Origin of the sequence: Paenibacillus sp. IHBB 10380 (genome assembly GCF_000949425.1) — a bacterium.
In the GTDB taxonomy this organism is placed as follows: Bacteria; Bacillota; Bacilli; order Paenibacillales; family Paenibacillaceae; genus Paenibacillus_AQ.
This window is the reverse complement of sequence record NZ_CP010976.1, coordinates 3,763,701-3,784,999: the sequence shown is the minus strand read 5'-3', so window position 1 is coordinate 3,784,999 and position 21,299 is coordinate 3,763,701. Positions and strand designations below refer to the sequence as shown.

Sequence of the window (21,299 nt, the reverse complement as noted above, 5' to 3'; positions counted from 1 at the left end):
CTACCCATCGTGGGTAGCGAAGCTTTTGTGCGAAATATTGAGATGCAATATTTCATGGGAGTACCTTAAATATAGATTAGTCATCCGAACTCGTTCGATAATAGAACCAACATTCATTGAGAATCTTGATTTGTCGACTATCTCTTCTGCTAAAAGCTTTCATTAATTGACTGCAAAGCCACTGCGGCAAGGGTATCCCTCCTCTTGCAATTCCATATGTAAGGTTAGCATATGGAGGAGACGCCTAGAGTGTGCATGTCTACAAGATAATTATTCCATTTCTTCTTCGTACCATTGCTCCAATTGAGCCTGGAGTGCACGTATTTCAGTAAGTAGGGAGATCAGTGGATAGTTCTTCTCGTCAATGGTGGCGAAGGAGTTCTCTAGCTCATTAACATAATCTAATCCATTCTGCATGGTATGGTGTTCCTGCAAAAGGTCCAAATTGTCACATTCCGCAACAGCTAGAGGTAATTTGGGTATTTCGATTGCCGTTAGTTTGTCGATTTCTTTATTTAGGCGTAGATTTAGTGCACTCAGCTGATAAGCATAATCTGCTGGCATTTCCACAAATCGTAGGTCTTGTTGTTGCTGTAAAATAACGTATCGCATCTTTGACATATTGTAGTGGACTCCCCCTCTGTTAAAATTGGTTGATGAACTAAAGCCAAAGTACTCTCGTTCACATCTTATACTTGACAGTGTAGCGTATGGTGAAGTTAAAATTCAAGTATCATCTCTTATATGTTATATGTACACATATATGTCTTACATGATTAGGAAGGGAAAAGTAGATTATGATGAAGGATATGAGCAATGAACAACTTCAAGTGTGGGTAGAAGCCATCTCTATGGAAAGTTTTGGGGTTCCTTTTCGGCATCAGGCGTTGTTTAATGCACGGTTATCGACTACGGGAGGACGGTATTTCCTGAAGGGACACAACATCGAGATTAATCCGCATCAATTGGACAATCATGGAATAGAAGAAGTGGAGAAAATTATAAAGCATGAGTTGTGTCATTACCATTTACATTTAGCCGGACGTGGATATCGCCATCGCGATGTTGATTTTAAGCAATTGCTGAAGCAGGTGGGGGGAAGTCGCTACTGCCAATCGTTGCCTGGCGCCAAGGCTCGCAAGCCACAGCCCTATCGCTACAAACTCGTTTGCACCGCCTGTGCTCAGGAATATTTACGTAAACGTAAAGTAGATCCTAAGCGTTATCGCTGTGGTAAATGCACAGGGAAGTTAACCATAAGTTTACTAAATTAAAAAATATTACGTATGTAGTTTCGTATCTCTCTTGACTCTGCCATGAAATCATGATAAATTATGTGATATTGAAAGCTTGTTGTTCCCTGATAGCTCAGTTGGTAGAGCACTCGACTGTTAATCGAGTTGTCACAGGTTCGAGCCCTGTTCGGGGAGCCATATATTTTTTGGAGAGATACCCAAGTGGCTATAAGGGGACCCTCTGCTAAGGGGTTAGACTGCGTAAGCGGTGCGTGGGTTCGAATCCCACTCTCTCCGCCATAATATTTTAAATCGAAACCGCTATATCATTCTAAATGATATAGCGGTTTTTTATAATATAAGCAAGTATAAGTTTTCACTATACGTTCTTATATTTCTACGAGAAACGGTTACCATCCCTTTAAGGACGGTAACCGTTTCCTTCTTGGTGCGAAGCTTGTTAAAAGAGAGAATAGACGAGGTAATGAACGTCACAGAGCTTGTTCCATTAGGCTCATTGATATGTATTGCAGTGTCCTTATCGAGGGCGTTTCTTTCGACACATTTCGTAAGCCGAAAGACTGTTCTACTTTACGAAAAAAAATAGTTGCCACAAAGATCGGTTTTTGCTATACTTATTTTTGTCGCCACGAGTATGTGTGACATTAAGGCCCGTTGGTCAAGGGGTTAAGACACCTCCCTTTCACGGAGGTAACATGGGTTCGAATCCCATACGGGTCATTATTCTTTCCTCATATGACATACATTCATGTATAGCTCATTTAATACGCGGTCGTGGTGGAACGGCAGACACGCTACCTTGAGGGGGTAGTGGGGGCAACCCCGTGGAGGTTCAAGTCCTCTCGCCCGCATCATAAGTTAAACAGATGGACCCTTGCTTCTAGCAAGGGTTTTTTGTTGTCTATTTAAACGATCGAATTTGCGAATAGATTACTAATTTTTTGAAAGGCATTAGCATATTTAAATCCAATGGATTGTTCTGGAGAAGAATATCTGGACACGCCAAAACCTGAGAAAGGAGACGACGATCAAGGTTCAGGTGGACGTTCAAGAACTGAAGAATACTTGGGATATAGACGCCGAATGCAATCAGGGCAAATATCATGCGTGAATTCAGCATGGGTATGTTTCTCTAAGAAAGTTTCGACGGATTTCCATAGGTCCTCTTCATCTCGGATGCTCTTACATACAGCGCAGATGGGGAGAAAGCCTCGAAGGGTTCGAATCTGAGAAATATGAATAAGAATATTGGTGACCCTGAAGAATACATAGAAGACTAGCTGTTAGAATATGATGATTTTGTTGCATGGGGGATAGGTAATCATGAGGATGGAAGAAATTAATTCCATGCCAATCGAACTCGGAGGGACTTTCATTTTGAATTAATAAATGGTTCCAAGCATGGTTAGTGGCAATGATGTAACCATCTGTATCGATGACAGCAATGCCTTGCTGTAGAGAATAAATCACTTCGTGATAAAGTGAATTATCAGAATTATACAAAGATCATCGCTCCCTGTCATATGAATGGGGTTATTTTCAAAATGAGTGAGTTTTTTATGGTATAGTAGCCTATTTCGATGTTAGTCTAGACTGGATTATTCTTGGGAAGGGTCCTCAATATGGATTGTTAAGGGAAGGCAGAGGTATTTATTTGTTAGATGAATTACAGCAATTAAATAGCTCCAATTGTATATTGAGTTTACAGACTATAGACGAAATCATAACTTGAAAAAATAATCTTAACTTGTTGGATAATGCAAAAAAAGGCACGCCCACGTTAACGTTAAAGGGGTGCCTTTTTTAAAATATAATAAAGTATTAGTTTCAACTATACTTTATTATATTTTACTTGAAATAGTTATCGGTCTATTAAGGACGGTATCCGTTTCATCTTGGGTTATATGGATATGGCTTGGGTAGAGAGTGCGTTCCTAGCTTGTTGGAGAGTGCTGTAGTACTTCAGGGGAGTTCTTTTTAATGGAATGCCATTCTTGTTCTAATTCCTCAATGAAGGTCTGAGTGAGAAGATCAGCTTCCTTTCTTGGCAGTTGGATCAGGGTAGAAGCTCTACTGACATAGGATGAAACGGCAGAATACATATAACCTTGTACAGCCTGATCACAATTAATTTGAAGCCTATTATTGATCCAAGCGTGAATTGTAGTGAGACAACCGACCGCATCGTGATCATATAAGGAATGTTCCAGTTCATCGAAATCCATCCAAGGGTATAGCGCACGAGCTAATTTAAAGAGTCGTTTTCCTGACCTCTGAGCGTTATTCGTTTCCTGATCGGTACTTCTTGTACCCTGGACCGCTCTATCAATCAAAGCAATCCTCTGCGAATCCTTACCATCTGCTGCTGCATAAATTTCCTTAATTGCCCAACCATCTCTTCTAAGTAATTGTTTAGGTAATTGGCCCCGCATGAATGATTCTAGATCATCGCAGTTCTGGATATTTCCTTCTGTCATTTGGGATTCCAACTCGAGAGTATGTTTGAATCCACCTACTGAAAGGGAGGAATCTAATCGTTGTACATAATCAAGTAATTTCCTGCCTTTATCCAAAAAAAACGCACCCCCAATAAGTATATATATCCTTTTTGAGTTATATAAAATAACATGTATATACACATATAAAAAAGTTGAAGTTAATGTGTAGATTTATATTACTCAAAGAACCATATAATGTCAATGTATATGATAAATTACAAATTTTAGAACCAATAATGTTATTTATACTTACATATACTGAAAATTATTTTCCTCCCTTTACTTTGAAAAAAAATACATGTATAATTATCAATGTTGTTTAATGATCGCCTTTAATATTTGCGGTCGTGGTGGAATGGCAGACACGCTACCTTGAGGTGGTAGTGGGGGCAACTCCGTGGAGGTTCGAGTCCTCTCGACCGCATCATAGTGAAAGTGAAAAACCCTTGCTAATTTAGCAAGGGTTTTTTGTTATATTTTTATTGAATTGTAATAATTAATTTAATCTTCTAGGAGTCCTTCAATAACACTTTCAATTTTTTCAGGAGTCGTTGCTGGCGCATAACGGTCTAGAACCTTCCCTTGACTATCAACTAAAAATTTAGTGAAATTCCATTTGACTGCTTTGGAACCGAGTACACCTGGTGCTTCTTTAGATAAGTATTGGAAAAGCGGATGAGCAGTGTTCCCCTTCACATCAACTTTCTCGAAAAGAGGGAAGGTTACGCCATAGTTAATTTGACAGAATTGTTCAATTTCATCGGCTGATCCAGGTTCCTGCTCTTTAAACTGATTACTTGGGAAACCTAATATTTCAAAGTTATGGTCTTTAAATTTTTCATATAATTCTTGAAGGCCTTTGTATTGAGGAGTGAATCCACATTTGCTTGCGGTATTGACGATAAGTAATACTTTTCCTTCATATTCCGATAAAGAGATCTCTTCACCAGCAATGGTATTCACTTGGAAATCATAGATGCTCATCTTGTATTCCTCCTTTATAATATTGTTTATAATTTAATTTTATACAACCAATTGTGGAAGTCAATCAAAATATATCGCGGTAAGCCAGTAAAAGTCTGAATAATTAGAAATAGATTCAATACTTGCTGGATAGAGATTGAAGGAGATCGTCAACCGTTTCGTGGAAATTTCATGGATTGATTAACTTCAGATAAAGAAGACCTTCTAAAGGTCTTTAGAATGAATTAATATAGGTTATTATTCGGTTTAATGGTGTGAACATGCTATAATAAATTGACATCATGTCCAAAATTCATTAGAATGTCTAAGTACTTGTTGATGATCTAAGGCTTAGTTAGCAAATTTAATATAAACGGGTGATACTTATGTCTTACAGACCGATTATTTCGAGCATGACAGAAGCTAGTAGCAATGAGAAGGATGGATTGTATGAATTCATCATCAATCTGGCAGATGGAACGGTGTGTCGTGCGTTCTACACTCGAAATCCTGAATGGAAAATGACTAACATCAGTAGACTGCAAAAAACACCTTGTCCTGTATGCCGCAAAGACTTCATTTGCAAATGCATGGATAGCTTCGCAGATGTGTTTCAGCAGCAAATCGACGATAACCATTGGATTGACAAGGCTATTGCCAAGTAAGCAGTAGCATTAAAAGCAAAGAGATATGAAGCGTGGGAGATGATCCTGCGCTTTTTTTCTATATTTATATAGTTAAGCGTTGGAATATTGGAATATTGTTTGAAGGAGGGGGCAGAATAGGATGAAGGATGATTCACGTTCTATTGTACTTATAGATGGAGTATGTCTATTATGTCAGGGAATAACGAAGTTTATTATTAAAAGAGACCCAAAAGTAAGGTTCTACTTCGCTTCTATGCAATCTGATATGGGAAAAAAACTACTTGAACGAGGAGGACTTTCCACTCAGTCATTAGATACGTTTGTTCTGATTGAGAACGGGGTATATTATACCGAGTCCACAGGAGCCTTGCGTGTGGTTAGGCAATTGCAGGCTCCTTGGCCTTGGATGTATATATTAAGGGTTATTCCTAAATTTATAAGGGATGGTACATATCGATTCGTAGCAAGAAATCGCTACCGTTGGTTCGGCCAATCTGACCAGTGCATGCTTCCAGCTCCTAAAGATAGAGCAAGATTCATGGATGAAGATTAAGGTGTTCGTCTCGGCAATAATTGAACATATTCATCCGATAACTTCATCAGTGATCTAATGTAATCATAGTCCTCACCATAAGTAGTAATATCTTGAACAGGTTGTAGCGTTTTTAGGGAAATGGCTGTTCCGTCTTCAAATCCTTTTCCTGGAACGAACATCACATCATTATTAAAGAATGAACCTGTAGGTAAATAATACCGCATACCGAAGACATTGTTATCAGTGTTTAGTAGGTCGCGTCCGAATGCTGTATATTGTTCTTTCTTAAGTGAAATCCCCAAGAGATTAGAAATAGTTGGCATAATGTCCAACTGTCCACCTGTAAGTTCAACGACTTGTCCCTTCTGATTAGGAACATGAATCATGAGTGGGATGTTAAATCGGCTAATCTGGTTATCATAAGGAATGCCAAGCTTAGCTGTAATCTCAGCGCCATCGGTTTCCTTGGGTTGAATTCCAAAGTGATCGCCATAGGCTACGAGAACCGTATTATCCCATAGACCTTTCTCCTTCAGTTGTTCAATGAGTTGTCCTAGAGCATAGTCTGTATAATTTACAGCTGACAAATAGTTACCCAACTGTGTTCCTTGCATATCGGCAGGTATTTTCATTTTTAAGAATTCTTCTGGAACGACAAATGGAGCATGACTAGATGTTGTAACGAATTGAGCATAGAATGGCTTCTTTTCAGCAGATATTTCAGTCAACTTATCCATTCCAACACGATATAATTCTTCATCAGAAGCACCAAAATCATTGAAATGATCATTCGTATAAAAAGGCTTATCATAATAATTATCAAAAGCAAGTCCAGGATATAATAAATTACGGCTCCAAAAATCAACGCTATTGATATGGAAAGTTGCGGATTGATAATTATATTTCTTTAATAATCTTGGCACACTAGGTAATTCTCTATTACCAAACCCTACAGACATAGCCTCCGAACCCGTAGGATATATGGATGTATTTGATATAAACTCCGCATCAGATGTATTACCTTGTCCAATTTGCTGATATACATATGGAAAGTAATAGCTCTCTTTAGCAAGTTTGTTCAGTATTGGTGTGACTTCTTGCTGTTGTACTTTTAAATTTATAGGAAAATTCTGGAATGACTCCAACTGAACAACAATGACATTCATCCCTTTCGCTGAAGCAAAATGAGCTGGGGTGGCTGTTGTTGATTGATTATTGTTGTAAGGATAGGTGGATTGGAGCTTCTCCACATCTGTTATTGTTTGTTGTAGATCTCCGTTCGCAATCGCGTTGCTCACCTGCTTATTCTTGAGCGCAGTCGACACTTGGTAATTCAGAAATCCTACATTCTCAGCTTGAACCCACTCGTTATCAATAGCTTGTCCTCGATGAATGAATAATGTAGACAGACTCACACAAACAATGAGTATGATGGCAGTCATGATCTTGACTCGGTAATTAATTCTTCGAGTGAGACCAAACGTTAGGCCTGAGGTATGAATACGGAAATCTCGGTTTCGTCTGGAGAAACGTATAATACCTATAACGGCTGCAATCAATAAATCGACAAACAATAAAAAGTGATACGGCTTGATTAAAGGCGTAATGCTGGCACGTATTTGAGGAACCTGCCCCATTTCCCCTAGTACTGCATAAGTAGGCACGGAACCAAAATGGATTTGGTAAAGCGTAGCCGCGAAAAGAATGAATGAGAAGATAGCATTAAATATCCAATATGTGGGAGCCTTCGCCTTGCGGGGTAGCAAGAGTTCTAATAAGCACAAGATGACAAGTATGGACAAAGTATCCTTGAGAATTCCACCCATGCTGGTCGCATTAAAAAAGAAAATACGAAGCATGGATAATTTGGCTACCAGCAACAGCACGGTTAAAGCTATGGATGGCAATGGGAAGAGCTTTGATTTATAGTTCATTTGGTTTCATTTCCTTCTTGATATTAATTTTGATTACATGCTATTTATTATCATCCCACCATTATATCATAAACCAATGTTCAGGTTTGAACTGTACGTAGCTATTGTAATAATAAAAGTTAATATATGGATAATACCTTCAATTTGAGATATTTAATACGGCACGTATCTACTTCATTTGTGAATTATGAGTTATTATATATAGTAGGGCAAAAATAATTTGTAAAACACTTGTTAGTCAAAGTTCCTTTTTTTATGTATCAAATGTTATGATATAGGAGGGGCTAGTGGAGAGGGAGTATTTAAGGAACCATTTTATGCACGAAAGAGCGAATGAAAGGTAAATTGCACTAACCAAAAATTGGTAGTGGATAGATATCTTGTTTTAGGAAAACTACTTAATATAGAGCAATGAAGAATGAAGAGGGTGCAGGGGATTTTTGCAAGAACCATAAGAACAGCAGCCAGACATCAACACAAAATAATGGTTTTATTAAGGGGATATGTGAAAATGAGAATAAATTTAAATTTTACCAATAAAGGGCAAGTGGCTATCGAAAATTTCAGCAACGATGAATTAATTGAAATTTTCAGCAGATATATGAATACATTAACTAAGAAATATAACATTGATATTATTGTTCCAGTTGAAGTCAATCAGAATATTATCACAGATAGTTCTTTAATCGTTATGGCTGAGAATGTGAAATGTGATGTTGAGGTATTTTTCAAAGAATTAGGAAGAGATATTAAGATTCCTTTGAAGAAAAGACTCGAGGGGAAATTAGATACAGTATTCAAAACAGAAATTATTGAGTAGTTTTTAGTTGATTTTTTAGTTAATAACTCAATTTTCTGATGGGACAGCCAATCGCCGTTTTCATTTTCAGAATCAAACATACATTATCACGAATCTAAAAAAAATTAGAAGGTGGTAATGAAAATGAAAAGACATCATAAGTGCGGCTGTCATCACATTGAAAAACCTAGATTCTTTACCAAGAGAGTTTGTAAAAAAATCTGTTTTAAAGTTACTCGTGTACCATGCCATAAATGTTCTCATAGACACCACGACCACCACCACCACACAGATCGCCATTTCTGCAATCCTTGCAAAAAACGCCCTGAACATCACTGTAGACCTAAAAGACATTGTAAATGTTGGTGACCACACCACACCACGTATATTAGAATATAACCTATCTCTCACAGATCTTAAGCTTGTGAATGGGATTTGACCTAATTTCCTATAGCTAATCCTGCTCACAATGACATAGGCTAAGCTGAACCTATGTATCATAGCATCGCTCATTAATCGTTTAATCACGGTTTATGAGGGATGCTTTTTTTTATGAACTATATTAGAGTTTTATTCATAAAATGTACCCCTGCCGTTACACTGTTGTCCTTAAATTCATACGATATGGATATGACACGAAGGGAGGGCGTATATAAATGATCGAAAATGCTTATCATAACTGTATGCGATGCATGAATTGCAGAGTCCGTATATTGACGACTGAGGGGCATACACACGAAGGAACAATAGTAAAAGTAGACAACTGTCATGTGTACCTAAAAGTGGATTGTAAAAGAAGAGTGCACACCTCAGGTTTATTTAATCCATATGCTGGGGACATTTTAACTTTGAGTTTATTTACCTTGTTGGCTATTGCATTGATCTAATTCCCCCTTGAACCCTTTAACAAACTGTGATATTCTAATTTTAAACAAGGATAAACGATTTAGTAGTCCCAAAAGGATGATATTCGTTTACCGATGGAATACTGATGAAACTTTATATTTTCTAATATTTTTTAAAATATGTTAACGGAAGCACCGTTCACTAATCGCGTAATTGCGGTTTTTGAACGGTGCTTTTTTTGTTTTATTTTGGAAAGGAGGAAGGCATGATCCCTGTGAGAATGGTTATGGTTGTGCAGGAAAGTGAGTATATTGAGGCGCTACTCCATTATGTACATAGTAGTGATTTTGGAGATAAGGTGCAGATTAAGGCCTTTACACACATGGAGCACTTTCTGCAATACATGAATAACGGAAGTGAACGAACGGAGATGGTTGTTGGCGAAGCTGTGTTTCTAGAAGGCTGGTTGCAGCAAGGAGAACAGGATGTCCCTTGGATTGTACTGGAAGAGACCGGTAAGAGTTCTTTAGAAGGACCCGTACTTGTAAAGTATCAGCCCTTATCACAATTACTGACGTCAATCCTTGTATTGTGTCGAAGTCAGGGAAGTGGGGTAGTGCAAGGGAAATCCGGAACTACGACGATGATCGGTATCGTTTCTGCTGTTGGGGGAAGTGGGAAGACTACAACGGCCTTAAATATGGCTAAACAGCTTAGTACGTATGGGTTATCGGTGTTCTATCTTAGCTTGGAAACGATAAATAGCAGTGCTGTTTTCCCAAGCAGGTCTAGGAATCGAGAGGGGAATCAGGGTTTGGCGAGGCTCTTGTATGAGATGAAGGCAGCTCAGGAAGTTAAGAATGCTTCTGTTCTTTCTATTACGCCATATGTGGTCAGACATGAAGGAATCAAGGCTGACATGTTTGAACCCCTTAGTAATATGAAGGAATGGATTCAGATGAGCAAATCGGATACATGCCAATTGTTGAGCTTAGTTGAAGGTAGTGGAGAATATGATGTCATTATTGTGGATACCGAATCGGGTGCTGGAGTTCGTTTTGATGCGGTACTTGAGTCCTGTGGGAATTTGGTATGGCTGTTACTTGATGATTTGATCAGTATGTACAAGAACGAACAATGGTTCTCTTATGCAGAGAAGAGTAATCCCTCCTTATTCGTTAACATCATGGGTAAAAGTAAATTCATTGTGAATCGATATGTAGGAAGCTTAGCTAATTCTCTTCCTTCACTTGTTGGTGAAATGGATGGTGTTCTCCCCTATATCCCTTCTTGGAAACAAGTAAGTAATGAAGAGCTTATGCTTAGTTCTCCTATCTTTCAGCGAGATATTCTTAAGTTGTGTAGAGATTTGGTAGGTAATCTTTTACCTACGACATCTGGGGCTAATCATGATGGATGAGGATGAGATATTTCAATCGTTACGAAGCCATATTCGGGCTGGCCTAGATATAATTTCCGTGGTAGATAATACCGAATTAATGTCAGATATCGAACGTACGGTGTTTGGACAGAAAGATCTTCAAGATTTAACGGCAATAGAGAAGCGTACGCTGGTACGTCGAATCTTTGATTCCTTCCGTGGATTAGATGTACTACAGCCTTTGGTGGATAATCCATCCATCACAGAGATTATGATTAACAGTCACGAGGAGATTTTTATAGAGGAAGAAGGTGAAGTGAAGCGCCTGAATGTGCAGTTTGAATCACAGAATCGTCTAGAGGATATTATTCAGACGATCGTAGCGGGCGTGAACCGAGTCGTTAATGAATCCACTCCAATTGTTGATGCAAGATTGAAGGATGGATCACGCGTTAATATTGTTCTCCCGCCTGTATCACTAAAGGGACCTACGATGACGATTCGTAAATTTCCTGCGTCACCGATGACAATGAATGATTTAGTGAAGCGAGGGGCGTTGAGTGAGGAGACGGCTGTTTTTTTACAAAGGTTAGTTGTAGGAAAGTACAACATTTTTATTAGTGGAGGTACGGGCTCAGGGAAGACGACATTTCTAAATGCCTTGTCTCAGTATATACCGGTAGATGAACGTGTGATTACGATTGAGGATTCGGCGGAATTACAGATCTTGACCGTTCCCAATCTTGTGTCCTTAGAGACTCGTAATGCGAATACGGAGGGACGAGGGGAAATTACGATACGAGACTTAATCCGATCTTCTTTGCGGATGCGGCCCAATCGTATTATTGTGGGCGAGGTACGCGGAAGTGAGTCTTTAGATATGCTACAAGCGATGAATACTGGGCATGATGGAAGTCTATCTATCACAAAGTGGATGCGAACGGAGAAGCATACCAGTACCATATTATCTTAGATAGTTCTCTATATAGTACAAAGTGGATTTAATTAAACAAAACCTCCTGGATGTAAGCCGGAAAGAATTGGTTCTTGACGCCCTTTGGCTTGGTGACGTTAGTATTGATCTCAATACGGTTGAACAGCGTGAAAACATAATCCTTCTTTTCTTGATCATCAAGATAAGTCCATGCTTCAGCCAAGCCGGCCAGTTCTACAAGTTTCGGAATGCCAGATAGAGACTTCTGGTTGTTAGCAATCCGTTGCCGGGTTTCTTGTTCGGAGGCATCTTCCTCTAACATCTTGTGTCGGATTCCATCCTTTGTGATCAACCCTTCGACAAACATGTACTGCCATTTCTCCCGACGCTCAGTTATCTTAGAAAGCTCTCGTTTGGCCTTGTCTATCTCGCTGGTCTTTTTACTTTCCTCAGCGACCATCTCAAGCGATTCCATTTTAAGCTTGTCCATATCTGCTTGTACTCTGCTGATGTATTCCATTACTAAATGTTCAACATGCACCTGGCGAAAGGTTGGGAGGTCACACGAATTATTGGAATGCTTGTTAGAGCAAATATAATACTGCGTACGCACGGTCTCACCTGACTTCAATGACCTCTTGTTTGTTAATCTACCAAACATAGCAGCGCCACAACGACCACAGCGAAGCACGCCTGAGAACCAGTATGTTTTGATTTGGCTGTATCCACCATGAGACTTTCTAGCCATATATTCTTTTGTTACTTCATATTCTAAGCGTGTAAATACAGGTTCATGTGATCCGTCGCCATAGATGCAATTAACCTTGTCGTCTCGTTTACTGTTTACATAATTACCTGATGGAGTTTTAGATCCCAAACGAAGTATTCCAGCATAGTAAGGGTTTTCTATCGTATAAGCAACTGTAGCCGCTGTCCAATCGTTTCCACGACGCAATTTTCCTTCGCGATTCATCTTTATGGCGACTGCTTTATAACCCAAGCCAGAGAGGTACAAGTTTCTGACCTCGCGTATAAGCACGGCTTCCTCGGGAATAAGAATTTCCTCTTTAGTGTATCCGTAAGGAAGCACCCCCCCAGGACGTCGACCTTCCACGACCATTTGCTCCACTCCGAAGCGGACGCGTTCCGAGATCGTACCACGCTCCCACTCAGCCATTGCGCCAACCAGTGTGATAAAGAATCTACCCATTGCCGTAGTTGTCTCAAAGATTTCTGTAGCGGACTTGAATTTGACGCTGTACAGATCAAAAGTTTTCAGCAGCGCATGAAGGTCAGCAACAGATCGAGTAAGCCGGTCAAGTTTGTATACTAGGATAACATCGAACTTTTTATCTTCCATGTCCTGCAGCATACGTTTCATTTCGGGTCGATTGAGATCCTTTGCAGAATACCCGTCATCTATATAGGTATCATAAATCTCCCAATCTTGCGATGCTGCAAAGCTATTTAATCGAGTGCGTTGTCCCTCGATAGAGAAACCGTCTTCAACTTGCATATCAGTAGAGACTCGAATATAAATGGCTGCTCTCATAGTAAAGTTTTCCTCCTCAAAAATCTCCATTTTCAAATATTAAAACTTGTTCGATGTCTTTCATCTGCATCACAAAGCGATTCGCTGCTCCACCGTATTTTAAACTGATAGTGGGGAAGTCGATGCCGATCTGCTCATCTTTATATCTCAAATCATTAACAGACAATTGGGTGCATTTATATCCATAGAAGTCTTCGATCTCCAAACGCTCAAAAGGTCCATCAACAGGGAAGAAGAATCCTGATTCAGAATTCATTGCTACTGAGTCGGCTTCAATGACGATCTGAGATGGTCCAGGGATGTCTGCATTGGTGTCGTAATAGGCGTAAAGTGTGATGCCATCCTCAATAGGTATATCTGTAGCAGCAGCAAGGTCATGATTTGCCATTACACACTTAGTGGTTAAGGCATCAAACTCACCCTGTAAGACACGACGGTCGATCTGATCTAGGCGTTGCTTGGAGAACTTAGGTGTGACATGAAATATTTTAGCTATGTACTGAATTGCTTCTCCTCTCCTATCGGGAATTGGTAGGTTTTGGAGCATGAAAAAAGGAATTGCTGCATAAAAAACAAATTGTTGAGCTTCGGCCTCCTGTGCTTCTTTAAATAATTTAGGCATGTTTCTCTGATCTCCAAAGTGACGAATGACATGACATAGTTCGTGAAAGAAGTTCAGTCGAGAGGAAATGTTGCTATCTTTCTTATTTAGGAAAATAACACGTCTTTCATTATCCGAGAACGGTTTACAAGTGTCATAGAATATTTCCGAGTTAAAGCTTTCGGCAATGGCTTCGATATCATTGAGATCTTCATGGGTTCGAATACAATTCGATAAATATAATTCATTGATCATTTGCTCAAGTACAGTTTCTTTATAGTAAGAGAAATTCATAATTAGCACCTCGCTAGGAACGTATGTTTGGTTTTATGGTAAAAAGAAAAGCCATCTCTGGCTTAATTATTTTTCATTATCTTCCATTTGTTTTTTGAGTCGTTCTTTAGTCTTTCTATACCGGAACAATGCAGCTTCCATTTCCTCAATTTCGTCTTCAGTGTAATTATCAGGACCACCAAGAAAAGACATATTAGCTTCTATGGAACGCGGCTTGTCAGTTCGTCCAAGGAGATAGTCACCATCGACATCGAAAAAATCTGCGAACTTAATTAATTCATTATCCTCTACTGGACGCTTTCCTGCCTCAATACGAGATAAAACGCTATTGTTCATATCTACTTTATCCGCTAGGTCCAATTGTCTAAGTTTCTTTGACTCTCTCAGCTTTTTTATACGATCCCCTGTAATCGACATTTCCCACCACCTATTTTCCATTATAGCAATTATATAATACCATCTTTCTGATTTAGAAAAAATGTTTTTGCTGAAATAACAAAAAAAGTATTGACATTGCTAAAATAGCAAAGTATATTTATGTTATTGGATTTGCTAAATCAGCAAATATTGGAGGTGCAAGATGAAAAAAGAAACCAGAATTACAATGGATAAAGTTAACTTGTCATATGTAAAATATCGTAGATTGGAATTGAACTTGTCGCTGCAAGATATGGCTGAATCATTAGGGTTTAAAAATGCTTCGACATATATGAAATATGAAGATGGAGTGTATTTGTTTAAAGCTAATCACTTGCCTACATTGGCAAACAAATTGAAATGTAAACTCAGAAATTTTTTTGAAGAGTCACTTGCTGAATTAGCAAAATTTGAGGAATCCGCAATAACTGAACGGAAGGAGGTGATCTAACTGGAATATACAATCAGTGACATTAAAGAAGTCAAGGAAACACAAAATTTCGACGTAGTTAATCAACTATTGAAAGACGGATGGGTTATCGACTTTCGTCAATGAACAAAGCTGTATACGGTATGTACTTATTAAATTCAAGTAAGGAGGCAGATAGTATGTCAAATAAAACTAAAGAACCACTTAATCCCGGGCTTTCTGAAAAGGCTTGGGATAAACTCCACCGCATGTTGGCGGAGACAAACATCAAGTATCAGGCTGAAATCGCTGCTGGTCGTGAAGTAGCTAAGAAAGAAAGTGTGGGATAGAAGAAAGCCGCCGGAGCTGTACCGGCTGCCAGCGGCAAAGGGGATAAGTAAGTGGGGAAAGCTCTTAACTACATATTAATACTCTGAACCTCACTTGCCTATTCCAAATTGGAATATTCGGGAGGTGAAATAAAATTGAAATTTGGTGCAATTATGCAAGCTTGTAGAGAACGGGCTGGACTGACACAGGAACAGATAGCAGACAAACTGAATCGGACACAGGCTTGCGTAAGTAAATTTGAAAATGATCATAAGATACCGGACATGTCTACCATGATGCAGTGGATGGATGCGACAGGAGGAAAAGAAGTGTTGGTCGCATTCCTGTATGGAATGGACGGGCTGAGTATTATGCAAAACATTATGCCACTTATAGGAGGTTGATTGAAATGACAAGAGAGTTGTTAGTAGCGGAAGCATTACGTGTGGCAAAGAATTCGAATCATAACCTGCAGGTAATTAAGAATAACCCAACAAAGATGTTACCAGGAAAAATGGATAATGCAGAATCGTATCTAAATATGATGATTACATTCGCAGAAGCAGAAATAGAAAATGCCCGCCTGGCAGGGCGGACACAATTGAGAACCCAGTTAAAGAATCTCGTTACGTCTATTTTAACCCCTGAGAGCAATAAGGGCAAGGGTGAAGTAGTATGACCCATACAAATCAACTAGCACAGGCATACGTTGTCGCTTCAAAGGCTATGCAGACCAACACCAAAATAGTGGTTGAAGCTCTTGCAGAAGGTCATGTAGAGAGTGATGAGTTTCGAAAGCTCTGGATTGAGAGAGACTCCTTATACCTGTCATTGAACAATGCAACTGCACTATTACGTGAGCTACCTCTGGAGGATGCTTTAACTACTTATAAAGAAATTGAACGCTTGCGAACTCATGTAACTCAATAAAGGACAGGCCTTTCGGCCTTGTCTCACAGCGTCGGGCGGTTTCATAATCTACTCCCACTCGGCGTTGTGAGATGCGGCTGACGCATCAATACATATGAAAGGAGGCGAACAAGACAATGCAAATCATTCAAAAGTTAACAGTGGTTAGCAACCCAACGCGAGTATTTGAAGTTGGGACTGAGTTAAACGGACGTGAAGTGATCGAGATCAAACAAGTAGGAGAAGAAAACTTCTCGGAATTCATCATCAATAACGAAGATGAGAATTTGATTGTCAGTATTGAGAAATGTCCGGTGATTGTTGAGTACCAGGAGATTGTAGAACATGGTGAGGTACAGACAAATGGGTGAAATTGCGGATATGACGCTTGACGGTACGCTATGTGAATGTTGCGGATCTTACATCGATGATGAAGAACCAGGACATCCAAGAACTTGCGAGGATTGCTAAAACGAAAAATGACCCTTTGCAGAGGGTCATAACTAATTCTTTAAATTCACTTGCCCCCATATTAGCAGATTGGGGGCTCACTACACAAGAGAGGGAGCGTTGTCTCATGGGAATGTCTACATCTTTTAATTCAAATGGTGAGTCAATTGACGTAGGGATCACACCTAAAAACCATTATTCACCTGCAATTGTATCCTTCAGGACGTTTACTGATTGCGTTAATCTCCATCTAACGGATGAACAAATTGCGGAAGCAGCTTATGTATTTAATCAATACTTGGATGGCATTCGCTATCCAGAAACGCCAGATCAACAGCAGATATTGAATGCTGAGATAAATCAATCTATAGAGGAGGCAATCGCATGACTAAACAAGAGATTGTAAACAGACTATTGTCGCTACCTAAGGAGATCGCGGTAGCCGAGGAATCGCTGTTACAGGCAAGTATGCAGTTGGTGTCGGCAAAGGAAGTGCTTCAGCAAAAAGAGGACGATCTGTTACTCGGTAATAAGATTGATGGCAAAAACGCTGAAATAAGGGCGGCTCAGATGCGTCAAAATACGGTGAGTGAGCGTGAAATTTTAACTGATAACGAACTTAATCTACGAAATGAAGCGGCACGTTTGGGTAAATGCAGGGATGAGCTTAGAGCGCTGCAAGCTGTATCTTCATTGCTTAAGGGGGATGTTGCATGAAGAAAATTGTATTGGAGCGTTTGACGTTTCGTAATTTTAAAGGGTTCCGTGAGTTTGTCTTGAGTACCAAGGGCGGAAATACAGACGTCTACGGTGATAACGGTACTGGGAAGACAACCTTGTTCGATGGATTCATCTGGTTGCTGTTTGGAAAGGACAGTAGAAATAAATCTGATTTCGAGATTAAGGAACTAGATGCTTTAGGTAAGGTAAGGCAGCACAAGTTGGAACATGAAGTAGAAGGTGACTTATTGATCAATGGTCGTCGTAAAACCTTTCGTAGAGTATTTAGTGAACAATGGACAAAGAAGCGTGGAGCACTAACCTCAGAATTCACTGGACATACAACGAGCTATCACATCGATGGTGTATCAGTCCCAGCAGGTGAGTATAAAGCAGAAGTGGACGCAATCATCAAAGAGGATCTGTTCAAGCTTCTCACATCGCCAACATTCTTTAATGAGCAATTGAAGAAGGATGAACGCCGTAAGGTATTACTGCAGATATGTGGAAATATCACAGATGCAGAAGTTATTCATTCGAACGACGCCCTGGAACGTCTCCCATCTATTTTGAGAGATAGGGATGTTGATGCTCACCGCAAGGTTGTGGCAGCTCGATGCAAAGCAATCAACGACGAGATTAAGGATATTCCAATCCGTATCAGTGAAGCGCAACGGAGTCAGCCAGACGTTACCGATCTGGACCAGGAACTACTGCTGGATGACATCGATCATATTCGCAGTCAGATCAAGGCGAAGGAATCGGAACTCTTCCGGATTCAGAACGGTGGAGAGTCAGCAATTAAGGAAAAGAGGCTTCATGAGATCGAAGCTAAGCTGATCTCTATCAAGAATCGACTACAGTCAACAGTACTGGATAAAGTATCTGTGAAACGTGATGAGGTTGGGCAACTACAATCTGAGTTTGATGCATTACGTCGGCAGATAGATGATAAGCAACATCGGATTAAGACAAATGAGCGTACGATTGATTCCCGTAAGCAGGAGTCAGAACGATTAAGAACAGATTGGACGGAAGTGAACGGGTCGGCATTCGTGGGACATGAACATGATGAGAATTGTCCCACTTGCAGACAAACCCTGCCACAAGAACAAATCCAAGAAGCGTTTCAAAAGGCAGTCGCTTCTTTCAATAAAAGCAAATCAGAACGGTTGGAACAAATCAGCGCTAAGGGCAAGGTTGCCACTGAAGAAGCTCGTCAGCTAGAGCAGAATAATAGCCGCCTGACTGATGAAATAAATGTTTTGACTGATAAGTTAGCTAGTTTACAAACTGATCTAACAGCAGCTGAAGCTCAACTTACTGATTTACGTTCTGGTATTCAGGACCCTGGGGCGGATCCGGAGTATCAACGATTACTTGAAGAGTCAGCAATGATTAAGCAAGAGATCACATTACTGCGGGATTCTGCAAAAGAAACAATCTCTAAAGTACAGTCTAGTATTACATCCTTAAGTACAGACCTTCGTAATCTTGAAGAGGACAATGCTAAATTTGCTCAGGTGCGTAAGACTGAGGATCGAATCTCTGTACTGGATCAACAAGAAAAAGAACTTGCTTCTGAATACGAGAGATTACAAGAGGAATTATTCCTAACAGAAGAATTTACTAGAACTAAGGTATCTCTTCTAGATTCGAAGATCAATTCCAAATTCAAATATGCTCGATTTCGATTGTTTGATGAACAAATCAATGGTGGGCTGAAGGAAGTCTGTGACACGTTATTCAATGGTGTTCCTTATGGAAGTGGGTTAAACAATGCGGCTGAGTACAACGTTGGTTTGGATATCATTAACACGCTCAGTGAGTACTACGAGGTATCAGTCCCAATCTTCTTCGATAATGCTGAGTCGGTGACAAAGCTGATCGATACGGACGCTCAAGTTATTCGGTTAGTAGTTCCTCCGACGTTTGATAGCTTGCCAGTTGAGACACAGGAAGAACTAGTTAAACTGTATGGAAGTTATGAAGAAGCAAGTGCTGTTTGGAAAAATAAAAACAAGCAGCTTCGCATCGAAACGAAAGAACAACAATTTCAGGAGGCGATCTAATTGAGTAATGCAAATCAACTAGCGATGGTAAAACGGGATACAGTCGATATTGTGGCTGATAAAGTACGACAGTTCCAAGAACGTGGGGAGATTCACTTCCCTGCGAATTACAGTCCGGAGAATGCTATGAAATCAGCCTGGTTGATCCTCCAGAACACGCAGGATAAGAATTACAAACCTGTATTGGAAACTTGTACTCGTGACAGTATTGCGAATGCCCTTCTAGATATGGTTGTACAAGGTCTGAACCCATCAAAAAAGCAAGGTTATTTTATTGCTTACGGTAAGAGTCTTGCGTTTCAACGTAGTTACTTTGGAACGATGACTGTAACAAAGGATGTTACCAGTGCAGAGGATATAGATACTCAAATTATTTATGAAGATGATCAGTTTGAGTTCGAAATAGTACGTGGTCGTAAAAGAGTAACTTTGCACAAATCGGATTTCAAGAATATTGATGATGAAAAGATCGCTGGTGCTTACTGTACAATTTATTGGCCTGATGATCGGGAATATACAGAGATCATGACTATCAAAGAGATTCGACAGTCGTGGAAGAAATCAAAGCAGAATCCTGATAAGGAAGGGAGTACTCATAATGAGTTCCCTGGTGAAATGGCTAAACGCACGGTTATTAATCGCACATGTAAGGCTTATATGAATACATCGAATGACAGCAGCCTAATAATGAAACACTTTAACCGTCAAGACGAGTTTATTGCAGAAGCTGAGGTAGAAGCTGAGATTGCAGATAATGCCAATGGAGACATTATCGATGTTACACCCGATCCAGTAATTAAGACTTCACAAGATACTGATCCTAACCTACAGCAAGAGGGACCGAATCAGGATGTAATGGACTTTTCCGATGATGTTCCTCCTATGAAAAAGACCAGTGACGGACCTGACTTCTGATGATTGATATTACTTGTCTCGGATCCAGTAGCGCTGGTAATGCCTATCGAATTACGGATGGACATACTGCTCTCCTACTAGAAGCAGGGTTCCCATATAAATCTCTCCAGCGTTCCCTGGAGTTTCGCATGTCGGATATTGAGGGTTGTCTCATTACACATGAGCATAGTGATCATTCAAAGGCTGCTAAGGACGTTATGAAAGCTGGCGTAAACATTTATACCAGTCAGGGCACAGCCGATGCTCTGAAGTTATCTGGATATCGCTTAAAAGTAATTACGGCCCATGGGCAATTCGCAATTGGTACTTGGACCATTAAGCCGTTTGAGATTGAACACGACGCTGAAGAGCCACTAGGGTTTGTCCTAGCTAATCAAGCAGGGGATAAACTAGTATTCCTTACCGACACCTATTACTGCAGGTACCGGTTCGTTGGACTCACGCACATCATGGTCGAATGCAATTATTCATTAGATATCATAAACAGCCGAGTTGCTAAAGGTGATCTCCATCCAGCACAGAAGAAGCGACTTCTCAGGTCACACTTTGGTTTAGAACATGTAAAAGGATTTCTCAGAGCTAACGATATCAGCAAGGTACAGGAAATATGGCTACTTCATCTATCAGACGGAAATAGTGACGCTGCTAGATTCAAGCAAGAGATACAAGAGACTACTGGCAAGTTGGTTTATGTGGCTGACAGGTAGGTGATACACCATTGATCGAGGACAAGCCCTTGATGAAAAGCATGATGGGTGATCGGATTTGGCGGTTAATGCAGACGGATCCGGAAGAGTTTAAACGGGAGACCAGGGCATACTTCGCCCTTGGATATCC

Annotated in this window: 26 protein-coding genes, 5 tRNA genes and 1 pseudogene; 23 read left to right on the top strand and 9 right to left on the bottom strand. The window is 40.0% G+C overall.

Annotation, left to right across the window (positions count from 1 at the left end):
• Nucleotides 1-76 precede the first annotated feature (76 nt).
• Complete coding sequence (gene cmpA, locus UB51_RS27960; RefSeq protein ID WP_144407029.1) at nt 77-190, bottom strand: cortex morphogenetic protein CmpA; 114 nt, start codon at nt 188-190, stop codon at nt 77-79.
• 80 nt (nt 191-270) lie between these two features.
• Nucleotides 271-621 (bottom strand): hypothetical protein, encoded by a 351-nt coding sequence (locus UB51_RS17080; protein WP_044878332.1) that lies wholly within the window; start codon nt 619-621, stop codon nt 271-273.
• A gap of 188 nt (nt 622-809) precedes the next feature.
• Here UB51_RS17080 and UB51_RS17075 point away from each other — a divergent pair, with 188 nt between their 5' ends.
• The 5 genes from UB51_RS17075 (at nt 810) to UB51_RS17055 (ending at nt 2,107) form a co-directional block, all read left to right on the top strand.
• Nucleotides 810-1,274, top strand: coding sequence for a SprT family protein (locus UB51_RS17075; protein WP_082063330.1), 465 nt, complete (start codon nt 810-812; stop codon nt 1,272-1,274).
• Between the two features lie 83 nt (nt 1,275-1,357).
• Nucleotides 1,358-1,433: transfer RNA gene (locus UB51_RS17070), tRNA-Asn, on the top strand.
• Between the two features lie 10 nt (nt 1,434-1,443).
• Nucleotides 1,444-1,535 (top strand) — tRNA-Ser (locus tag UB51_RS17065).
• A gap of 369 nt (nt 1,536-1,904) precedes the next feature.
• Nucleotides 1,905-1,976 (top strand) — tRNA-Glu (locus UB51_RS17060).
• Between the two features lie 48 nt (nt 1,977-2,024).
• Nucleotides 2,025-2,107: transfer RNA gene (locus UB51_RS17055), tRNA-Leu, on the top strand.
• Nucleotides 2,108-2,438: 331 nt separating this feature from the next.
• Here UB51_RS17055 and UB51_RS17050 read toward each other — a convergent pair.
• Both UB51_RS17050 and UB51_RS17045 read right to left on the bottom strand, forming a co-directional pair.
• Complete coding sequence (locus tag UB51_RS17050) at nt 2,439-2,759, bottom strand: hypothetical protein (RefSeq protein ID WP_044878330.1); 321 nt, start codon at nt 2,757-2,759, stop codon at nt 2,439-2,441.
• Between the two features lie 431 nt (nt 2,760-3,190).
• The gene (locus UB51_RS17045; RefSeq protein ID WP_052675985.1) at nt 3,191-3,829 is read right to left on the bottom strand and encodes an urease accessory protein UreF; all 639 of its coding nucleotides are present in this window, start codon (nt 3,827-3,829) and stop codon (nt 3,191-3,193) included.
• 266 nt (nt 3,830-4,095) lie between these two features.
• Between UB51_RS17045 and UB51_RS17040 the strand changes: the two genes are divergently transcribed.
• A tRNA-Leu gene (locus UB51_RS17040) sits at nt 4,096-4,178 on the top strand.
• 77 nt (nt 4,179-4,255) lie between these two features.
• On the opposite strand, the gene UB51_RS17035 is transcribed toward UB51_RS17040, so the two are convergent.
• Nucleotides 4,256-4,738, bottom strand: a complete 483-nt coding sequence (locus UB51_RS17035; RefSeq protein WP_044878329.1) for a glutathione peroxidase — start codon at nt 4,736-4,738, stop codon at nt 4,256-4,258.
• Nucleotides 4,739-5,103: 365 nt separating this feature from the next.
• On the opposite strand from UB51_RS17035, the gene UB51_RS17030 reads away from it, so the two are divergent.
• Together UB51_RS17030 and UB51_RS17025 are read left to right on the top strand one after the other, a co-directional pair.
• Nucleotides 5,104-5,382, top strand: coding sequence for a hypothetical protein (locus UB51_RS17030; RefSeq protein WP_044878328.1), 279 nt, complete (start codon nt 5,104-5,106; stop codon nt 5,380-5,382).
• Nucleotides 5,383-5,503: 121 nt separating this feature from the next.
• Nucleotides 5,504-5,917, top strand: coding sequence for a thiol-disulfide oxidoreductase DCC family protein (locus tag UB51_RS17025; protein ID WP_044878327.1), 414 nt, complete (start codon nt 5,504-5,506; stop codon nt 5,915-5,917).
• On the opposite strand, the gene UB51_RS17020 is transcribed toward UB51_RS17025, so the two are convergent.
• Nucleotides 5,914-7,833 (bottom strand): LTA synthase family protein, encoded by a 1,920-nt coding sequence (locus UB51_RS17020; protein ID WP_044878326.1) that lies wholly within the window; start codon nt 7,831-7,833, stop codon nt 5,914-5,916. The two genes, UB51_RS17025 and UB51_RS17020, sit on opposite strands and share 4 nt — an antisense overlap.
• A gap of 511 nt (nt 7,834-8,344) precedes the next feature.
• Here UB51_RS17020 and UB51_RS17015 point away from each other — a divergent pair.
• From UB51_RS17015 to UB51_RS17005, 4 genes and pseudogenes are all read left to right on the top strand, one after another.
• Nucleotides 8,345-8,653 (top strand): hypothetical protein, encoded by a 309-nt coding sequence (locus tag UB51_RS17015; RefSeq protein ID WP_044878325.1) that lies wholly within the window; start codon nt 8,345-8,347, stop codon nt 8,651-8,653.
• A 635-nt stretch (nt 8,654-9,288) separates the two neighbouring features.
• Nucleotides 9,289-9,519, top strand: coding sequence for a hypothetical protein (locus UB51_RS29085; RefSeq protein ID WP_082063173.1), 231 nt, complete (start codon nt 9,289-9,291; stop codon nt 9,517-9,519).
• A 224-nt stretch (nt 9,520-9,743) separates the two neighbouring features.
• Nucleotides 9,744-10,898 carry an AAA family ATPase gene (locus UB51_RS17010; protein ID WP_044878324.1) on the top strand — a complete coding sequence of 385 codons (1,155 nt, stop codon included), beginning with the start codon at nt 9,744-9,746 and terminating at the stop codon, nt 10,896-10,898.
• A pseudogene (locus UB51_RS17005) lies at nt 10,888-11,781 on the top strand (CpaF family protein); the annotation flags it as partial. The gene UB51_RS17010 and the pseudogene UB51_RS17005, both read left to right, overlap by 11 nt.
• Nucleotides 11,782-11,860: 79 nt before the next feature.
• Here the strand turns inward: UB51_RS17005 and UB51_RS26565 are convergent.
• The 3 genes from UB51_RS26565 to UB51_RS16990 all read right to left on the bottom strand — a co-directional run bounded on the left by UB51_RS26565 (nt 11,861) and on the right by UB51_RS16990 (nt 14,657).
• Nucleotides 11,861-13,345 carry a recombinase family protein gene (locus UB51_RS26565; RefSeq protein WP_052675984.1) on the bottom strand — a complete coding sequence of 495 codons (1,485 nt, stop codon included), beginning with the start codon at nt 13,343-13,345 and terminating at the stop codon, nt 11,861-11,863.
• Nucleotides 13,346-13,361: 16 nt separating this feature from the next.
• A complete protein-coding gene (locus UB51_RS26560; RefSeq protein ID WP_052675983.1) occupies nt 13,362-14,240 on the bottom strand; it encodes an ImmA/IrrE family metallo-endopeptidase in 879 nt (292 codons plus the stop codon).
• Between the two features lie 66 nt (nt 14,241-14,306).
• Nucleotides 14,307-14,657: a helix-turn-helix domain-containing protein gene (locus tag UB51_RS16990; protein ID WP_044878323.1), complete on the bottom strand. Its 351-nt coding sequence runs from the start codon at nt 14,655-14,657 to the stop codon at nt 14,307-14,309.
• Nucleotides 14,658-14,820: 163 nt separating this feature from the next.
• Here UB51_RS16990 and UB51_RS16985 point away from each other — a divergent pair, with 163 nt between their 5' ends.
• The 11 genes from UB51_RS16985 (at nt 14,821) to UB51_RS16940 (ending at nt 21,169) form a co-directional block, all read left to right on the top strand.
• Nucleotides 14,821-15,108 (top strand): XRE family transcriptional regulator, encoded by a 288-nt coding sequence (locus UB51_RS16985; RefSeq protein WP_324607718.1) that lies wholly within the window; start codon nt 14,821-14,823, stop codon nt 15,106-15,108.
• Nucleotides 15,109-15,266: 158 nt separating this feature from the next.
• Complete coding sequence (locus UB51_RS28340; RefSeq protein ID WP_160297281.1) at nt 15,267-15,416, top strand: hypothetical protein; 150 nt, start codon at nt 15,267-15,269, stop codon at nt 15,414-15,416.
• A gap of 135 nt (nt 15,417-15,551) precedes the next feature.
• The gene (locus tag UB51_RS16980) at nt 15,552-15,800 is read left to right on the top strand and encodes a helix-turn-helix domain-containing protein (RefSeq protein WP_044878322.1); all 249 of its coding nucleotides are present in this window, start codon (nt 15,552-15,554) and stop codon (nt 15,798-15,800) included.
• A 5-nt stretch (nt 15,801-15,805) separates the two neighbouring features.
• A complete protein-coding gene (locus UB51_RS16975; protein ID WP_044878321.1) occupies nt 15,806-16,075 on the top strand; it encodes a hypothetical protein in 270 nt (89 codons plus the stop codon).
• Entirely contained in the window at nt 16,072-16,326 is a 255-nt protein-coding gene (locus UB51_RS16970) for a hypothetical protein (RefSeq protein WP_044878320.1), read from the top strand. The genes UB51_RS16975 and UB51_RS16970 overlap by 4 nt, the downstream gene beginning before the upstream one ends.
• Before the next feature lie 116 nt (nt 16,327-16,442).
• On the top strand, nt 16,443-16,676 hold the full coding sequence (locus UB51_RS16965) for a hypothetical protein (RefSeq protein WP_044878319.1): 234 nt from the start codon (nt 16,443-16,445) through the stop codon (nt 16,674-16,676).
• A gap of 17 nt (nt 16,677-16,693) precedes the next feature.
• Complete coding sequence (locus tag UB51_RS29080; protein WP_234405460.1) at nt 16,694-17,143, top strand: hypothetical protein; 450 nt, start codon at nt 16,694-16,696, stop codon at nt 17,141-17,143.
• Complete coding sequence (locus UB51_RS16955; protein ID WP_044878318.1) at nt 17,140-17,472, top strand: hypothetical protein; 333 nt, start codon at nt 17,140-17,142, stop codon at nt 17,470-17,472. The genes UB51_RS29080 and UB51_RS16955 overlap by 4 nt, the downstream gene beginning before the upstream one ends.
• The gene (locus UB51_RS16950; RefSeq protein ID WP_044878317.1) at nt 17,469-19,547 is read left to right on the top strand and encodes an AAA family ATPase; all 2,079 of its coding nucleotides are present in this window, start codon (nt 17,469-17,471) and stop codon (nt 19,545-19,547) included. Before UB51_RS16955 ends, UB51_RS16950 begins: the two co-directional genes overlap by 4 nt.
• Entirely contained in the window at nt 19,548-20,462 is a 915-nt protein-coding gene (locus UB51_RS16945) for a recombinase RecT (RefSeq protein WP_044878316.1), read from the top strand. It begins immediately after the preceding gene.
• The gene (locus UB51_RS16940; protein ID WP_044878315.1) at nt 20,462-21,169 is read left to right on the top strand and encodes an MBL fold metallo-hydrolase; all 708 of its coding nucleotides are present in this window, start codon (nt 20,462-20,464) and stop codon (nt 21,167-21,169) included. The genes UB51_RS16945 and UB51_RS16940 overlap by 1 nt, the downstream gene beginning before the upstream one ends.
• The last annotated feature ends 130 nt before the right edge of the window (nt 21,170-21,299 follow it).

What these genes read in the sequence shown, in the direction of transcription:
- UB51_RS16950 (WP_044878317.1), top strand. Translation starts at nt 17,469, where the DNA reads ATGAAGAAAATTGTATTGGAGCGTTTGACGTTTCGTAATTTTAAAGGG.
- UB51_RS17035 (WP_044878329.1), bottom strand. Translation starts at nt 4,738, where the DNA reads ATGAGCATCTATGATTTCCAAGTGAATACCATTGCTGGTGAAGAGATC.
- UB51_RS17030 (WP_044878328.1), top strand. Translation starts at nt 5,104, where the DNA reads ATGTCTTACAGACCGATTATTTCGAGCATGACAGAAGCTAGTAGCAAT.
- UB51_RS16975 (WP_044878321.1), top strand. Translation starts at nt 15,806, where the DNA reads ATGACAAGAGAGTTGTTAGTAGCGGAAGCATTACGTGTGGCAAAGAAT.
- UB51_RS28340 (WP_160297281.1), top strand. Translation starts at nt 15,267, where the DNA reads ATGTCAAATAAAACTAAAGAACCACTTAATCCCGGGCTTTCTGAAAAG.
- UB51_RS16955 (WP_044878318.1), top strand. Translation starts at nt 17,140, where the DNA reads ATGACTAAACAAGAGATTGTAAACAGACTATTGTCGCTACCTAAGGAG.
- UB51_RS17015 (WP_044878325.1), top strand. Translation starts at nt 8,345, where the DNA reads ATGAGAATAAATTTAAATTTTACCAATAAAGGGCAAGTGGCTATCGAA.
- UB51_RS29085 (WP_082063173.1), top strand. Translation starts at nt 9,289, where the DNA reads ATGATCGAAAATGCTTATCATAACTGTATGCGATGCATGAATTGCAGA.
- UB51_RS26565 (WP_052675984.1), bottom strand. Translation starts at nt 13,345, where the DNA reads ATGAGAGCAGCCATTTATATTCGAGTCTCTACTGATATGCAAGTTGAA.
- UB51_RS17020 (WP_044878326.1), bottom strand. Translation starts at nt 7,833, where the DNA reads ATGAACTATAAATCAAAGCTCTTCCCATTGCCATCCATAGCTTTAACC.
- UB51_RS17010 (WP_044878324.1), top strand. Translation starts at nt 9,744, where the DNA reads ATGATCCCTGTGAGAATGGTTATGGTTGTGCAGGAAAGTGAGTATATT.
- UB51_RS16965 (WP_044878319.1), top strand. Translation starts at nt 16,443, where the DNA reads ATGCAAATCATTCAAAAGTTAACAGTGGTTAGCAACCCAACGCGAGTA.
- UB51_RS16970 (WP_044878320.1), top strand. Translation starts at nt 16,072, where the DNA reads ATGACCCATACAAATCAACTAGCACAGGCATACGTTGTCGCTTCAAAG.
- UB51_RS17075 (WP_082063330.1), top strand. Translation starts at nt 810, where the DNA reads ATGAGCAATGAACAACTTCAAGTGTGGGTAGAAGCCATCTCTATGGAA.
- UB51_RS16990 (WP_044878323.1), bottom strand. Translation starts at nt 14,657, where the DNA reads ATGTCGATTACAGGGGATCGTATAAAAAAGCTGAGAGAGTCAAAGAAA.
- UB51_RS16940 (WP_044878315.1), top strand. Translation starts at nt 20,462, where the DNA reads ATGATTGATATTACTTGTCTCGGATCCAGTAGCGCTGGTAATGCCTAT.
- UB51_RS17025 (WP_044878327.1), top strand. Translation starts at nt 5,504, where the DNA reads ATGAAGGATGATTCACGTTCTATTGTACTTATAGATGGAGTATGTCTA.
- UB51_RS26560 (WP_052675983.1), bottom strand. Translation starts at nt 14,240, where the DNA reads ATGAATTTCTCTTACTATAAAGAAACTGTACTTGAGCAAATGATCAAT.
- UB51_RS17080 (WP_044878332.1), bottom strand. Translation starts at nt 621, where the DNA reads ATGTCAAAGATGCGATACGTTATTTTACAGCAACAACAAGACCTACGA.
- UB51_RS16985 (WP_324607718.1), top strand. Translation starts at nt 14,821, where the DNA reads ATGAAAAAAGAAACCAGAATTACAATGGATAAAGTTAACTTGTCATAT.